The 14,500-nt window shown below is 64.9% G+C and carries 17 protein-coding genes and 1 pseudogene; 3 read left to right on the forward strand and 15 right to left on the reverse strand.

What is annotated here, in order from left to right:
- Window positions 1–572: 572 nt before the first annotated feature.
- From ybgF to M8R19_RS07445, 13 genes are all read right to left on the reverse strand, one after another.
- Window positions 573–1,397, reverse strand: a complete 825-nt coding sequence (gene ybgF, locus M8R19_RS07385) for a tol-pal system protein YbgF (RefSeq protein ID WP_249917449.1) — start codon at window positions 1,395–1,397, stop codon at window positions 573–575.
- A gap of 6 nt (window positions 1,398–1,403) precedes the next feature.
- A complete protein-coding gene (gene pal, locus M8R19_RS07390) occupies window positions 1,404–1,910 on the reverse strand; it encodes a peptidoglycan-associated lipoprotein Pal (RefSeq protein ID WP_009616943.1) in 507 nt (168 codons plus the stop codon).
- A gap of 52 nt (window positions 1,911–1,962) precedes the next feature.
- Window positions 1,963–3,207: a Tol-Pal system beta propeller repeat protein TolB gene (tolB, locus tag M8R19_RS07395; protein ID WP_218585322.1), complete on the reverse strand. Its 1,245-nt coding sequence runs from the start codon at window positions 3,205–3,207 to the stop codon at window positions 1,963–1,965.
- 53 nt (window positions 3,208–3,260) lie between these two features.
- Entirely contained in the window at window positions 3,261–4,313 is a 1,053-nt protein-coding gene (gene tolA / locus M8R19_RS07400) for a cell envelope integrity protein TolA (protein WP_249917450.1), read from the reverse strand.
- A 1-nt stretch (window position 4,314) separates the two neighbouring features.
- A complete protein-coding gene (tolR, locus tag M8R19_RS07405; protein WP_074981477.1) occupies window positions 4,315–4,779 on the reverse strand; it encodes a protein TolR in 465 nt (154 codons plus the stop codon).
- A gap of 18 nt (window positions 4,780–4,797) precedes the next feature.
- Entirely contained in the window at window positions 4,798–5,493 is a 696-nt protein-coding gene (gene tolQ, locus M8R19_RS07410) for a protein TolQ (protein WP_009616939.1), read from the reverse strand.
- Window position 5,494: 1 nt separating this feature from the next.
- The gene (ybgC, locus tag M8R19_RS07415; RefSeq protein ID WP_074981475.1) at window positions 5,495–5,941 is read right to left on the reverse strand and encodes a tol-pal system-associated acyl-CoA thioesterase; all 447 of its coding nucleotides are present in this window, start codon (window positions 5,939–5,941) and stop codon (window positions 5,495–5,497) included.
- Window positions 5,942–5,993: 52 nt separating this feature from the next.
- Window positions 5,994–7,058, reverse strand: a complete 1,065-nt coding sequence (ruvB, locus tag M8R19_RS07420; RefSeq protein ID WP_058072037.1) for a Holliday junction branch migration DNA helicase RuvB — start codon at window positions 7,056–7,058, stop codon at window positions 5,994–5,996.
- Window positions 7,059–7,068: 10 nt separating this feature from the next.
- Entirely contained in the window at window positions 7,069–7,674 is a 606-nt protein-coding gene (ruvA, locus tag M8R19_RS07425) for a Holliday junction branch migration protein RuvA (protein ID WP_043267535.1), read from the reverse strand.
- Window positions 7,675–7,700: 26 nt separating this feature from the next.
- The gene (ruvC, locus tag M8R19_RS07430; protein ID WP_249917451.1) at window positions 7,701–8,225 is read right to left on the reverse strand and encodes a crossover junction endodeoxyribonuclease RuvC; all 525 of its coding nucleotides are present in this window, start codon (window positions 8,223–8,225) and stop codon (window positions 7,701–7,703) included.
- Window positions 8,226–8,309: 84 nt separating this feature from the next.
- Window positions 8,310–9,056 (reverse strand): YebC/PmpR family DNA-binding transcriptional regulator, encoded by a 747-nt coding sequence (locus M8R19_RS07435; RefSeq protein ID WP_009616929.1) that lies wholly within the window; start codon window positions 9,054–9,056, stop codon window positions 8,310–8,312.
- A gap of 65 nt (window positions 9,057–9,121) precedes the next feature.
- Window positions 9,122–10,900 (reverse strand): aspartate--tRNA ligase, encoded by a 1,779-nt coding sequence (gene aspS, locus M8R19_RS07440; RefSeq protein ID WP_249917452.1) that lies wholly within the window; start codon window positions 10,898–10,900, stop codon window positions 9,122–9,124.
- Between the two features lie 43 nt (window positions 10,901–10,943).
- Entirely contained in the window at window positions 10,944–11,207 is a 264-nt protein-coding gene (locus M8R19_RS07445) for an FmdB family zinc ribbon protein (RefSeq protein WP_009616925.1), read from the reverse strand.
- 216 nt (window positions 11,208–11,423) lie between these two features.
- On the opposite strand from M8R19_RS07445, the gene M8R19_RS07450 reads away from it, so the two are divergent.
- From M8R19_RS07450 to M8R19_RS07455, 3 genes and pseudogenes are all read left to right on the forward strand, one after another.
- Window positions 11,424–11,894: a Dps family protein gene (locus M8R19_RS07450; RefSeq protein ID WP_009616923.1), complete on the forward strand. Its 471-nt coding sequence runs from the start codon at window positions 11,424–11,426 to the stop codon at window positions 11,892–11,894.
- Between the two features lie 216 nt (window positions 11,895–12,110).
- Window positions 12,111–12,416 (forward strand): annotated as a pseudogene (locus tag M8R19_RS33150) (cold shock domain-containing protein membrane protein); the annotation flags it as partial.
- Between the two features lie 60 nt (window positions 12,417–12,476).
- Window positions 12,477–12,707 carry a cold-shock protein gene (locus M8R19_RS07455; RefSeq protein WP_134163507.1) on the forward strand — a complete coding sequence of 77 codons (231 nt, stop codon included), beginning with the start codon at window positions 12,477–12,479 and terminating at the stop codon, window positions 12,705–12,707.
- Between the two features lie 845 nt (window positions 12,708–13,552).
- On the opposite strand, the gene M8R19_RS07460 is transcribed toward M8R19_RS07455, so the two are convergent.
- Both M8R19_RS07460 and M8R19_RS07465 read right to left on the reverse strand, forming a co-directional pair.
- Complete coding sequence (locus tag M8R19_RS07460; RefSeq protein ID WP_009616920.1) at window positions 13,553–13,759, reverse strand: SlyX family protein; 207 nt, start codon at window positions 13,757–13,759, stop codon at window positions 13,553–13,555.
- A gap of 5 nt (window positions 13,760–13,764) precedes the next feature.
- A complete protein-coding gene (locus tag M8R19_RS07465) occupies window positions 13,765–14,187 on the reverse strand; it encodes an HIT family protein (RefSeq protein WP_009616918.1) in 423 nt (140 codons plus the stop codon).
- Window positions 14,188–14,500 lie beyond the last annotated feature (313 nt).

The raw sequence follows: 14,500 nt of genomic DNA on the forward strand, positions 1-14,500 counted from the left end.
GGGTGGCGGCGATTCTAACGGAAAACCAGGTGTTCGGCGCGCAGAGTCGTTCGTTCGGGTGTAACGGGCGGGCACGCTTTTCGTAGGGGCTAGGCTGTTCGTGCCACCGGGGCGTCCGGCGTGGCCGGTGAATCCAATCGCGGACAAAGTCCGCTCCTACGTCCGTGCTTCCCTGAACCGTAGGAGCAACTGTCTGCGTCGAGGAGCTTTTCGTAGGATGGGTTGAGCTTGCGATACCCATCGGGCCATGGTGATGGGTATCGCTTTGCTCAACCCATCCTACGGGACTCGTGCCACCGGGGCGTCTGGCGTGGCCGGTGAATCCAATCGCGGACAAAGTCCGCCCCTACGCCCGTGCTTCCCTGGAACCGTAGGAGCGGACTCCGTCCGCGATCCGGCGGATAACGCCGTAGGCGCTATGCGCCCTACGCAGAAACCTACGGGTGAGGATCAGAGCGCGGGATAAAGGTTCGCGAGCAAGCTCGCTCCTACAGGAGGAGCATGCCCGGCAGGAATGAAAAACGCCGTTTCCCCCTGCTGGAAGAAACGGCGTTTTCAGATGAACACGAGGCTTACTTGAGGCTCTTCAGGTCCCGCTGGGCCAACTGGGCGGCGGAGCTGCCCGGGTACTGGGCGACCACCTGCTGGAGAATGCCACGGGCCTTGTCGCTGTTGCCCAGACGGCGCTCCACGTCGGCCAGCTTGTACAGCGAGTCCGGCACCTTGGGGCTGCTCGGATAGGCCTGGCTGACCTTGGCGAAGGCCTGGCCGGCGCCCTGCAGGTCGCCCTTGGCCAGGTTCACCTCGCCCAGCCAGTACTGCGCGTTGCCGGCGTACTGGCTGCTGGGGTATTTGCGCAGGAAGGCGCCGAAGGCCTGGCTGGCCTTGTCGAAGTCCTTGGCCTTGATCAGGTCGAAAGCCGCGTCGTAGTAGAGCTTCTCTTTCGCCGGATCGCCCGGCTCGCTGCTCGCGGGCTGGGCCTGTTGCTGCTGGGCGGCAGCGGCGCCGGCCGCTGCGCCCGCACCGGCGGCGCTGCCGTCGGTGGAGGGGTTCTGGGCTGCCGGAGCGGAGGAAAGGCGGCGGTCGAGGTCCTGATAACGCTCGAGGCTTTCCTGCTTCAGCTGCTGGATCTGGTTCTGCTGTTCTTCGAGGGTGCCGCGCAGGCGGGCGATCTCGTCCTGCATCTGCTGCAGTTGCAGGAACAGCTGGGCTTGCCCGGAGACGGGAGCGGCCGCAGCCGCCCCGCCACCGGCATAAGCACCATCAGCACCTGCGGTGCCGTACCCCGCGGGCGGCGCGCTGGCGTAGCCGCCATCGTTACCATCCACCACCGGAACCGCGGCCGCCGCCATCAGCGGCAGGCCGCAGACCATCAAGGTCAGGAGTCGCAGGCGCATAGGGTCTTACTTCTTCAGCTCAACGCGACGGTTCTGAGCCCAGGACTGTTCGTCGTGGCCGGTGGCAACCGGACGCTCTTTACCGTAGGAAACCAGTTCCAGCTGAGCCGGGGACACGCCCTGCAGCACCAGGTAGCGCTGAACGGCCTTGGCGCGACGCTCACCCAGAGCCATGTTGTACTCGCGGGTGCCGCGTTCGTCGGTGTGGCCTTCCAGGACGACGTGCTGGCCGCTGCCTTTCAGGTCCTTGGCGTGTACGTCCAGAGCGCGCATGGCTTCCGGCTTCAGGTCGGAGCTGTCGTACTCGAAGTAGAAGGTGGTGATCGCACGCAGAGCGGCTTCGTCGCTCAGGCTGCCGTCAACGGCACCGCTGTTGGCGCCGTAGCCAGCGTTCGGGTCAACGCCGCCATTGGCGCCTTCACCAGTAGCATCGCCTTTCTTGGACGAGCAACCTACGGCTACAGCCATGGCGAGGGCGATAACGGCAAATTTGCCGAATTTCAGCATTTCCATCATGTAACTCCTAATGAACCCCAGTGTATAAGTTTGGAACAGTTGGCAACCGTCAGTTCAGGTAAGGGGACCAGGATGGCTCGCGCACGTCGCCCTGAGCGGTGGGTAGCGGTAACCGAACACGTCCGTTGATGCTGGCGAGCATCAACACGCCCCGGTCCTGCTGGCGGGTGGCGTATATTAGCATCGTGCCATTTGGCGCAACAGTGGGCGAATCGTTGAGCGTGGTGTTCGAAAGCACCCGCAGATTGCCGCGTTGCAGGTCCTGGGCGGCGATCTGGAAGTTGGTGAAACCTTCCTGGCGGTGGACCATCACCAGGGTCTTCTCGTCGGCCGAGAGTTTCGGGTTGGCGTTGTAGTTGCCGGTGAAGGTCACGCGGTCGGTGGCGCCGCTGTTGACGTTCATCTTGTAGATCTGCGGCTTGCCGCCACGGTCCGAGGTGAAGTACAGCGTCGAGCCGTCCTTGCCCCAGAAGGGCTCGGTGTCGATGGCCGCGTTGTTGGTCAGGCGGCGCAGCTGGCGCGAGCCCAGGTCCATCAGGTAGATCTCCGGGTTGCCGTCGCGCGACAGCACCAGGGCCAGGCGGTTGCCGTCCGGGGAGAACGCCGGGGCGCCGTTGAGGCCTTCGAAGTTGGTCAGCTGCTCGCGGCGGCCGGTATCCACGTACTGCATGAAGATGCGCGGGCGCTTCTGCTCGAAGGACACGTAGGCGATGCGCCGGCCGTCGGGCGAGAAGCGCGGCGAGAGGATCGGCTCGCGCGACTGCAGCAGGGTCACCGGGCGGGCGCCGTCATAGTCGGCGCGCTGCAGGGTGAAGCGGGTGTTGTCGGCGGAGAAGCGCTCGGCGGTCACGTAGAGCAGCTTGGTGGAGAAGGCGCCCTTGATGCCGGTGAGCTTCTCGAACGACTGGTCGGCGATGAAGTGCGACATGTCGCGCAGCTGCTCGACGCTGCCGCCGACGCTGCCGGTGACGATCTGCTGCTGGGTGGCGACGTTGAACAGGCCGTACTGCACCTGCAGGCGGCCGCCGGCCGGGGTGATGTTGCCGATCAGCACGTATTGCGCGCCCAGGGCCTGCCAGTCGCGGTAGATCACCTCGCTGGCCTGGGCCGGCAGGCTGATCATGTTCTGCCGCGGGATCGGCTCGAAGTAGCCGGAGTTGCGCAGGTCGTTGCCGATGATGTTGGCCATGTCGTCGGGCAGGACGTTGCCGCCCTGCCAGCCGAAGGGCACCACGGCGATCGGCACGGCGCGATCGGCGCCGCTGGTCACCAGAATGTTCTTCTCATCTGCCATCGCCACGCCTGCCACGCAGAGCAGGGCGACGAGCAATCCTCTGAAAATCTTGATCACAGCGTGAGGTCCTCAGGCGTGAAGGTCATCTTGAAGGAACGGTAGGGATTGAAGTCCTTGGGACTCAGGCCCTGCATTTCAGTAATGCGACCGACGTTCCTCACGGCATTCACCGCGGAACTGTCGAACGCCTTGTCGCCGCTGGAGCGGACGACGGTCGCATTGGTGATGGTGCCATCGGGCAGCATGTTGATCTGCACGGTAACACTCATGCCGTTACGGGCCGATGGCGGACGCGACCAGCCCTCGGATACCCGCGAGCGGATCAGGTCGTCGAAGTTGCCTGCCACCTCGTTGCCCTGTTCGTCGGCCAGGGCCTGCTGCCGCTGCGTGTCGTCGGACAGCAGTTCGGCCAGGGCCTGGGCCTTCTTGTCTTCCTGAGCCTTCTTCGCCGCAGCCTGGGCAGCGGCCTTCTTCTTCGCGGCGTCGGCGGCCGCCTTCTTCTTGGCGTCCTCCGCGGCGGCGAGTTTCTTGGCCTGCTCCTCGGCTTTCTTCCTGGCCTCTTCGGCAGCCTTCTTCTTGGCCTCCTCCGCGGCTTGTTTCTTGGCTTCTTCCTCGGCTTGCTTCTTGGCCTCTTCCTCGGCCTTCTTCTTGGCGATGTCGGCCTGCTGCTTCTGCGCCGCAGCCTTGGCCTCGGCCGCCTTCTTGGCGGCGTCTGCGGCCTTCTTCGCCTCGGCGGCCTTGGCTGCATCTGCAGCTTTCTCGGCCTCCGAAGCCTTTCGAGCCTCATCGGCTTTCTTTTGTTCCGCAGCTTTCGCTTCGGCTATGGCTTGCTGCTCGACCTTCTTTTGCTCCAGCTGTTCCTGTTCGTACTGCTTGGCAGAGGTCTTCTTCGCCTCCCCGGCGATCTTCTGGTTGGTCTGCTGCGTGGCCTGGCTCTTGGACTTGAGCTGGTAGAGCGTGGCCTGGACGATCGGACGCGCAGGCGGCAGCTCGGGCGTCATGGCCCAGCTGACGAAGAGCATCGCGAAAATCAGGACGTGCAGCGCTACCGCCAGTACGACCGGCCAGAAGTAGCTTTCCGATGGAGAGCGTTCGAGTTGGTGCATATCAGGTTCCGGGCGCCTCGGTGATCAGCCCGACGTTACCCACACCGGCCTTCTGCAATCCGCCCATGACAGCCATGACGGAGCCGTAGTCGACAGCCTTGTCGCCACGCACGAAGACCTGCACTTTCTTACCCTGACGGCTGTTCTCGGCCATGATGCCGGTGGCTGCGCTCACCAGCTGGTCGAGATTGATCGCGGTCTGACTGCCCTTGCCCTGGTCGGGATCGACTTCCGAACCCATGTTCCAGTAGTAGGTCTTGTCGGCCTTGATCGATATGGTCAGCACCCGCGAATCGTTGTCCTGCGGGAGCACTTCGCTGGAAACCTTGGGCAAATCGACCTTGACCCCCTGGTTCAGCATCGGTGCGGTCACCATGAAAATGACCAGCAGTACCAGCATCACGTCGATGTATGGCACCACGTTCATTTCCGCGACCGGCTTGCGTTTATGACGGACCCTTGCCATGTCGGCTTACCTCTCTGGTCAATCGTCGCTGGCGTGGACTTTGCGGTGCAGGATGGCCTGGAACTCGTCGGCGAAGGTGTAGTAGCGGCCGATCAGCATTTCCGAACGCGCGGCGAAGCGGTTATAGGCGATGACTGCGGGGATCGCTGCGAACAGGCCGATGGCGGTGGCGACCAGGGCCTCGGCGATGCCGGGGGCGACGGTGGCCAGGGTGGCCTGCTGCACGGCGGCCAGGCCGCGGAAGGAGTTCATGATGCCCCAGACGGTGCCGAACAGGCCGATGTACGGGCTGGTGGAACCGACGGTGGCGAGGAACGGCAGGCTGGTTTCCAGCTTCTCTTCCTCACGGGAGATGGCCACGCGCATGGAACGGGCCACGCCTTCCATCACCGCGTCCGGGTCGACGCCGGGCTGCTGGCGCAGGCGCGAGAATTCCTTGAAGCCGGCACGGAAGATCTGCTCCACGCCCGAGTCCGGGTCGGGGTTGCTGCCGGCCTGGCGGTACAGCTTGGACAGGTCGATGCCCGACCAGAAGCGTTCTTCGAAGCCATCCAGGGCTTTCTTGGCCGAGCGCATCATATTGCTGCGCTGGAAGATCATGATCCAAGAAGTGACCGAGGCGGCCACCAGGGTGAGCATGACCAGCTGCACCACGATACTGGCGTTGCTGATCAGGCTCCACATGGAGGTATGGTCGACGACGTTCGGTTCCACGTTATTCTCCTGCTGAAAGGGTGTCCGGAGTGCCGGCAAATGCCGCACGCAACACTTCGGGGATGGCGCGGGGCCTGAGGTTGTCGGCCCGTACGCACGCCACCAGGAAGCGGCCCTCGCATAGCAAGGCCGAATCCGACGCTCGACGAACCTGTTGACGGAAACGCAGGCTCGCGCGGTTCAACTCCTCGACCTCGGCGCTGACGACCAGTTCGTCGTCCAGGCGGGCCGGCGCGTGGTAGCGCGCTTCGGCCGAATGAACGACGAAAAGCAGGTTCTCACCTGCCAGCTGGGATTGGGCGAAGCCCAGAGCCCGCAGCCGCTCGGTGCGAGCCCGCTCCATGAACTTGAGGTAGTTGACGTAGTAGACGATGCCGCCTGCATCGGTGTCCTCGTAATAGACCCGGAATCGATGCTCGAACGGCTGACCCCCGTGTTGCGCGCGCATACTCTAGAACCAAGTTGGGGCTTTGCCAATCGGCAATCAGCCACAAATGCAATTAATTACCATCTTCAGGGGAGAAAAGATCCGGCATCGCCCCCTCACCCATCCGCTTCGGCAGTTTCAGGCCGAAATGCAGGTACGCATGCCGGGTGACGACCCGTCCCCGCGGCGTGCGCATGATATAGCCTTGCTGGATCAAATAGGGCTCCAGCACGTCTTCGATCGTATGTTTTTCTTCGCCGATGGCCGCGGCGATATTGTCCAGCCCCACCGGCCCGCCGTCGAACTTGTCGATCATGGTCAGCAGTAGACGCCGGTCCTGGTGGTCGAAGCCACGTTCGTCGACGTCCAGCAGGTTCAGCGCCTTGTCCGCCACCTCGCTGCTGATCGCCCCGCGGGCGCGCACCTCGGCGAAATCGCGCACGCGGCGCAGCAGGCGGTTGGCGATGCGCGGCGTGCCACGGGCGCGGCGGGCGATCTCGAAGGCCCCGGCCGGGTCCATGTCCAGGCCGAGGATGCCGGCCGAACGGGCGACGATGGTCGCCAGGTCGTCGACGCTGTAGAACTCCAGGCGCTGGACGATGCCGAAGCGGTCGCGCAGCGGGTTGGTCAGCATGCCGGCGCGGGTGGTGGCGCCGACCAGGGTGAAGGGCGGCAGGTCGAGCTTGATGGAGCGCGCCGCCGGCCCTTCGCCGATCATGATGTCGAGCTGGAAGTCTTCCATCGCCGGGTACAGCACCTCTTCGACGATGGGCGAGAGGCGGTGGATCTCGTCGACGAAAAGCACGTCGCCCGGCTCGAGATTCGTCAGCAGCGCGGCGAGATCACCCGGGCGCTCCAGCACCGGGCCGGAGGTGCTCTTGATGGCCACGCCCATCTCCTGGGCGATGATGTTCGCCAGGGTGGTCTTGCCCAGGCCCGGCGGGCCGAAGATCAGCGTGTGGTCCAGGGCCTCCTTGCGGCCGCGGGCGGCGCTGATGAACAGCTCCATCTGCTCGCGCACGCTGGGCTGGCCGATGTAGTCGGACAGGCTCAGCGGACGGATGGCACGGTCCAGCTGCTCCTCGCGCTCGCGAGGGCCGGCGGTGGCGGCCGAGATCAGGCGATCGGTCTCGATCATGCGCGGCTACCTAGACCATGCCCTTGAGCGAGCGGCGGATGAGTTCTTCGCTGGACAAATCTTTTTCCTCCACGGCGGCCACGGCGCGGCTCGCCTCCTGGGGTTTGAAGCCTAGCGCGATCAGCGCGCTGACGGCATCGGCCTCGGCGCTTGAGACTGTTGCGGCCAGTTTCGGTTCCGTCACCAGAGGGGCGATGGTCGGCATGTTCTCCCAGGCCTTGAAGCGGTCCTTGAGCTCCACCAGCAGGCGCTCGGCGGTCTTCTTGCCGACCCCGGGGATCTTCACCAGGGTGGAAGTATCCTGCGCCTGCACGCAACGCACCAGCTCATCCACTTCCAGGCCCGACATCAGGGCCAGGGCCAGCTTGGGGCCGACGCCGTTGAGGCGGATCAGCTCGCGGAACAGCTCGCGCTCGCGCTTCTCGGCGAAGCCGTAGAGCAGGTGGGCATCTTCGCGCACCACCAGGTGCGTGTGCAGGGTCACCGGCTCGCCGAGGGCGGGCAGGCGATAAAGGGTGGTCATCGGCACTTCCAGCTCGTAGCCGATGCCGTTGACGTCGAGGATCAGGTGCGGCGGCTGCTTTTCCGCCAGGGTGCCACGCAGGCGTCCAATCACGGCTCAGGGTCCTTGCAGGTTGTCGGTCAAAGGCGCAGGCGCCCGCCGCGGCGGCGCGCGGTGGACAGGCCATGGGGCACCAGGCTCTGCCGGGTGTGGGCGTGGCACAGGGCGATGGCCAGGGCGTCGGAGGCGTCGATCTGCGGTTTCTGCGTCAGTTTCAGCAGGTGCATGACCATCATCTGGACCTGCAGCTTGTCGGCCCCGCCGGTGCCGGCGATGGCCTGCTTGACCTGGCTGGCGGTGTATTCGGCGATCTCCAGCCCCTCCTCCGCCGCCGCGACTATGGCCGCGCCGCGGGCCTGGCCGAGCTTGAGCGCGGAGTCGGCGTTGCGCGCCATGAACACCTGCTCGATGCCCATCATGGTCGGGTGGTAGGTCTGGATGACCTCGCGCACGCCGCGGAAGACGATCTGCAGGCGTTCGTGCAGGGGGCCGCTGCCGGTACGGATGCAACCGGAAGCGATGTATTCGCAGCCACGACCGGTATCCTTCACCACGCCGAAGCCGGTGATACGCGAGCCGGGGTCGATGCCTAGGATCAGGGTCATATGCCGGAAACCAAAAGCCGGAAGCCGGAGCGGTCGAATCCGACGGCTCCGGCTTCCGGCGCGAGGCCCATGTCGGGGATGGCGTCAGCCAAGCTGCGCCATCACCTCTTCGGGGATGTCTGCGTTGGAGTAGACGTTCTGCACGTCGTCCAGGTCCTCGAGCATGTCGATCAGCTTGAGCACCTTCTGCGCGGTCTCCAGGTCCAGGGTCGCGGTGGTCGAGGGGATCATCGAGATCTCCGCCTCCTCGCCCTTGAAGCCGGCGGCGGTCAGCGCCTCGTTCACCGCGATGAAGTCGGCGAAGCTGGTGAAGACGTCGATGGAACCGTCGTCATTGGTCACCACGTCGTCGGCGCCGGCCTCCAGGGCCGCTTCCATCAGGGCATCCTCGTCGACGCCGGGGGCGAAGCTGATCTGCCCCTTGCGGTCGAACATGTAGGCCACCGAGCCATCGGTGCCGAGGTTGCCGCCGCACTTGCTGAAGGCGTGACGCACTTCCGCCGCGGTGCGGTTGCGGTTGTCGGTCATGGCCTCGACGATGATCGCCACGCCGCTGGGCGCGTAACCTTCGTAGGTCAGTTCTTCCATGTTGTCCGCGTCGTTCGAACCGGCGCCACGGGCGATGGCGCGATCGATGGTGTCGCGGGTCATGTTGGCAGTCAGCGCCTTGTCCACGGCCAGGCGCAGACGCGGGTTGTCAGCCGGGTTGCCGCCGCCCTGCTTGGCGGCGACCGTCAGTTCGCGGATCAGCTTGGTGAAGATCTTCCCGCGCTTGGCGTCCTGACGCTCCTTGCGGTGCTTGATGTTGGCCCATTTGGAATGACCAGCCATAACTCACTCCGTCTAGCTTGTTGCGGCGGCGGCGCAGGCTGTGCGCCGCCGCGGTTCATCTGGAATTACTCGGCGGCCTTCTGCTGCTCGCGCAGGCGGATGTGCAGCTCGCGCAGGGCCTTGCCGTCCACGGTGCCCGGAGCCTGGGTCATGACGTCGCCGGCGCTCTGGGTTTTCGGGAAGGCGATCACTTCGCGGATCGACGCGGCGCCGGTCATCAGCATCACCAGGCGGTCCAGGCCGAAGGCCAGGCCGCCGTGCGGTGGGGCACCGTACTTGAGGGCGTCGAGGAGGAAGCCGAACTTCTCTTCCTGCTCCGCATCATCGATGCCCAGCACGCGGAACACCGCCTGCTGCATGGACTTGTCGTGGATACGGATGGAACCACCGCCCAGCTCGGTGCCGTTGAGCACCATGTCGTAGGCGCGGGACAGCGCGGCGGCCGGGTTGGCCTCCAGCTCTTGCGGGCTGCACTTGGGCGAGGTGAACGGGTGGTGCAGCGAAGTCAGGCTGCCGTCCTCGTTCTCTTCGAACATCGGGAAGTCCACGACCCACATCGGCGCCCACTCCTTGGTGAGCAGCTTGAGGTCATGGCCGACCTTGATGCGCAGCGCGCCCAGGGCGTCACAGACGACTTTCGCCTTGTCGGCGCCGAAGAACACGATGTCGCCATCCACGGCGCCGACGCGATCGAGGATCACGTTGAGGTTGGCCTCGGGGATGAACTTGACGATCGGCGACTGCAGGCCCTCGACGCCCTTGGCGCGCTCGTTGACCTTGATGTAGGCCAGGCCCTTGGCGCCGTAGATGCCGACGAACTTGGTGTAGTCGTCGATCTGGCTACGCGGCATGGACGCGGCGCCCGGAACGCGCAGGGCAGCGACACGGCCTTTCGGATCGTTGGCCGGGCCGGAGAAGACCTTGAACTCGACTTCCTTGAGCTGGTCGGCGACGTCCACCAGTTCCAGCGGGATGCGCAGGTCCGGCTTGTCCGAGCCATAGCGGCGCATGGCCTCTTCGAAGGGCATGTGCGGGAATTCGTCGAACTCCACGTCCAGCACTTCCTTGAACAGCTGGCGCACCATCTTCTCGGTGATGGCGATGATGTCGCTCTCGTCGAGGAAGCTGGTCTCGATGTCGATCTGGGTGAATTCCGGCTGGCGGTCGGCGCGCAGGTCCTCGTCGCGGAAGCACTTGGCGATCTGGTAGTAGCGGTCGAAGCCGGCGACCATCAGCAGTTGCTTGAACAGCTGCGGCGACTGCGGCAGGGCGAAGAAGTGGCCCGGGTAGGTGCGGCTGGGCACCAGGTAGTCGCGTGCGCCCTCGGGGGTCGGGCGGCCGAGGATCGGCGTCTCGACGTCGAGGAAGCCGTTGTCGTCCAGGTAGCGGCGGATGCTGCTGGTGATGCGCGCGCGCAGCTTCAGCTTGGCGGCCATTTCCGGGCGGCGCAGGTCGATGAAGCGGTAGCGCAGGCGGGTTTCCTCGCCCACATCGGAATATTCGTCCAGCGGGAACGGCGGAGTCTCAGCCTGGTTCAGCACATCCAGTTCGTAGCCCAGCACCTCGATGGCGCCGGAGGCCATGTTCGAGTTGCGTGCGCCTTCCGGACGCATGCGCACCTTGCCGGTGACCTTGACCACGTACTCGCTGCGCACGCGGTCGGCCTTGGCGAAGGTCTCGGCGCGATCCGGGTCGAACACCACCTGGGCCAGGCCTTCGCGGTCACGGATGTCGAGGAAGATCACCCCGCCGTGGTCGCGGCGGCGGTGCACCCAACCGCAAAGCGTGACTTCCTGGCCGTCCAGGCTCTCGTTCAATTGGCCGCAATAGTGGCTGCGCATCATGGTGTGTTTCGCTTCTCGCAAGTCTTGGATTCGAGGGAACCGCTCATTCGCCGGCGGCACAGGCGCCCGAGCCGCAGCCCGTGGCGGGGCAGGCGGGCTCGGCGGACGCCAGGTTCTTCTTCGCGCCGGTCTTGAAGTCGGTTTCGTACCAGCCGCCGCCGCTCAGGCGGAAGCCGGGGGCGGAGACCATCTTCTTCAATTCCGGGGCCTGGCAGGCCGGGCAATCGACCAGCGGCGCATCGCTGAGCTTCCGCATGGCTTCCAGCTGATGGCCGCAGGAACGGCATTGGTATTCGTAAATCGGCATCGGGACACCTTGGCTGCTACATGGCCGCGGGCCCGCATCCCGCGGCAAAGGCGCGGATTATAGCCTGAAAAAACCATGACTTGCAGCCGCCCTCCAGCGGCCCCCGCGGCGGGCAGTCGATAGAAATCCGCTATCGGAAGCTTTGATTCAAACCAAAAGGCTCCCGTCAAAGCCCGTGCTAGCCTGACCGGGAATTTTCATCAAGAGGAAGACGCCATGGAAATCGACATCGGCATCGCCGAACAGGACCGCGCCGCCATCGCCGAGGGGCTCTCGCGCCTGCTGGCCGATACCTACACCCTCTACCTGAAGACCCACAACTTCCACTGGAACGTCACCGGTCCGATGTTCAATACCCTGCACCTGATGTTCGAGGGGCAGTACACCGAGCTGGCCCTGGCGGTGGACAGCATCGCCGAGCGCATCCGCGCCCTCGGTTTCCCGGCGCCGGGCACCTACGCCGCCTACGCCCGCCTCTCCTCTATAAAGGAAGAGCAGGACGTGCCGGACGCCCAGGAAATGATCCGCCTGCTGGTCCAGGGCCAGGAAGCCGTGGTGCGCACCGCGCGCAGCATCTTCCCGTTGGCCGACAAGGCAGCCGACGAGCCCACCGCCGACCTGCTGACGCAACGCATGCAGGTCCACGAGAAGACCGCGTGGATGCTGCGCAGCCTGCTCGCTCACTGACACCTCCCCGCCGGGCCCGGCATCATGCCGGGCCCCTCTGCTAGCCCCAGGCGCTAAGCGGTTGATTTGAGAAGGCTATCGGTTTGCTGTTAAATACCGCCCGTGCGCCTCGCGCATAGGCCGCCGGCCTCTTTCAGGTCATTTTCATCGCTGCGAACCAGACCGCACGACCGGCTGCTTCTCTTTACGCTTATCGCTCAAGGTGAATCCATAACCATGCTGAAAATCGTCCACCTGCTAACGGGCGTTGCCGCCCTCGTGTTGTCCTTCGCACCCTCGCTGCGCACCGATGCCATTCCCTACCTGCAGAACCCCGACGCCGTCTACCTGGCCCTGCTCGGCCTGACCGCCCTGCTGCTCACCCCCGCCAGCCAGCGGGTGCAACAGCTGCAGAGCCTGGTATCGGCGCTGATCGCCCTGGCCGTGGTCCTGCAGATTCTCATCCTGCTGGCGCCGCTGCCGTCCATCGGCGACCAGCCGGCCATCGTCCTGCCCCTGCTGATCCTGGCCGTCGCCGTGGTCCTGCAACTCGCCAGCAGCCTACAGAAGCGCCCCAGCGCCGGCGCAGCCCCCGAAGCCCCGATCAGCGACGAGAACCGCGAGACCGGCACCGTGAAGTGGTTCAACACTTCCAAGGGCTTCGGCTTCATCTCCCGCGACACCGGCGAGGACATCTTCGTGCACTTCCGCGCCATCCGTGGCGAAGGGCACCGTATCCTCATCGAGGGCCAGCGCGTGGAGTTCTCCGTGGTGCAACGCGACAAGGGCCTGCAAGCGGAGGATGTGATCGCCGCCCTGCCCGGCCGCCGCTGAGGAACGAGCCGAAGCGCCGATCGGCGCAATGCCGGTTGCTTGAGACAGATGCCGTTTCCCTCCAGGGGGAAACGGCATTTTTCATTCCCGCGGGACATGCTTTCCCTGTAGGAGCGAGCTTGCTCGCGAACGGTGGTTATCGGTGGTGTGGGTGTTGAGGTCAAGAGCGCCCTCTCCCCAACCCTCTCCCGCAAGCGGGAGAGGGGGCTGTCCTGAGTGGCTTGCCAGTCCGGCACCATCCTCCACCCCCGTCATTCCCGCGAACGCGGGAACCCAGAGACGGCCAGGGTTCGCGAGCAAGCTCGCTCCTACGAAAAGCAAAAGCGCGTCCGCTCTTGCTCTGGCTTTTGGATTTCCAGAGAAACATCCGCGCGCACCGGAACGCCCCTTCAGAAGGCCGAGCGAAACCCGCGCTCAGGAGGTCATGCGACATGGATGTCGCGAGAGCCCCGTGGGCTACAGGGACGTACCCTCGGGGCGGGCCTCCGTGGCGGGGGAATTCGCGAGGGTAGCCCGACTCTGTCGGGCCCGTATGCGGGGCAAGCCTTTTTGGTTCCTTTTTGCGGGGGTGGCCTTCCACCGTTTGACAAAAGGGACTCGCCCAGGGGGCGAAACAAGAAGGTCAGGCAGACTCGGTGCGGCGCAGAAACACCCAAGTCAGGGCAACTGGGCTCCCGCGTTCGCGGGAATGACGGGGGTGTGAGGATGGTGCCGGACTGGCAAGCCACTCAGGACAGCCCCTCTCCCGCTTGCGGGAGAGGGTTGGGGAGAGGGCGCTCTTGACCCCAACACCAACACCACCGGCAGGCACTAGCCCCCCATAAACAGCATCCCCCCACCACAACTCAATAATGCGGCGGCGGCACATCATCCTCAGCAATACCGACCTGTCCCTGCAGATCCTCCAGGCGCTTCAGTAGCACCTGCATCTGCAGGCGCAGACGCTCGATCAGCCGCTCCTGCTCATAGACCACGTCGCTCAGCGTCTGCAGAGCGTCATCCTGGAACGCCAGCCGGCTCTCCAGATCGGTTACCCGTTCCTCCAGGCTCATGGCATTCACTCCTCGAAACGAAAGGCGTCGCCCAGGGCCATGCGCAGCTTGCCACGCACCGCCAGCAACTCCTCGGGCGTGTAGGGGCGCGCCGGATGCCGGCCCCAGACGGGGCCCGGCCAGGCCGCGTCGTCGCGGCGGCGCACGATGACGTGCATGTGCAACTGGCTGACCACGTTGCCCAGGTTGGCGACGTTCATCTTGTCGGCCTTGAAAGTGTCCTTGAGCACTTCCGCCAGATGGGTCGCCTCGCGCCACAGCTCCTGCTGCTCGTCCGGCGCCAGTTGGAAGATCTCGCTGACATCGTCGCGGCGCGGCACGAGGATGAGCCAGGGATATTGCGCATCGTTCATCAGCAGCAGGCGGCTCAGGGGAAAGTCACCCAGCGCGATGGTGTCCTGCTGCAGGCGGGAATCCAAGACGAACATCTGACTTCTCCTGTTCGACCAGTCTTGAAATAGAAGCTTAGCCCCCTCGGGGGAGCGCTGGACGCGGAGGATACTAGAGGCAGGCGGGGAACGGCAGCCGTCCCGCGGCGGCGCGGCACCCTATTCGTGCACTGCGCCAAATCGGGGCACTTTCCGACAACAGGGAAGCAGGGGTATCTGCTGCCTACGGAAAGGAACCTGACAGGAAAACCCCGGCTTCTCGAGCGAACCTGCAACCCCGGGCGCCCGCCACGGGACTAGGACGGGCCGCAAATATTCCCGCAACATCTTGAAATCTGCGCGCCAACGGCAT

It is taken from the genome of Pseudomonas sp. R3.Fl (assembly GCF_023516765.1).
GTDB classification, from domain to species: Bacteria; Pseudomonadota; Gammaproteobacteria; order Pseudomonadales; family Pseudomonadaceae; genus Pseudomonas; species Pseudomonas citronellolis.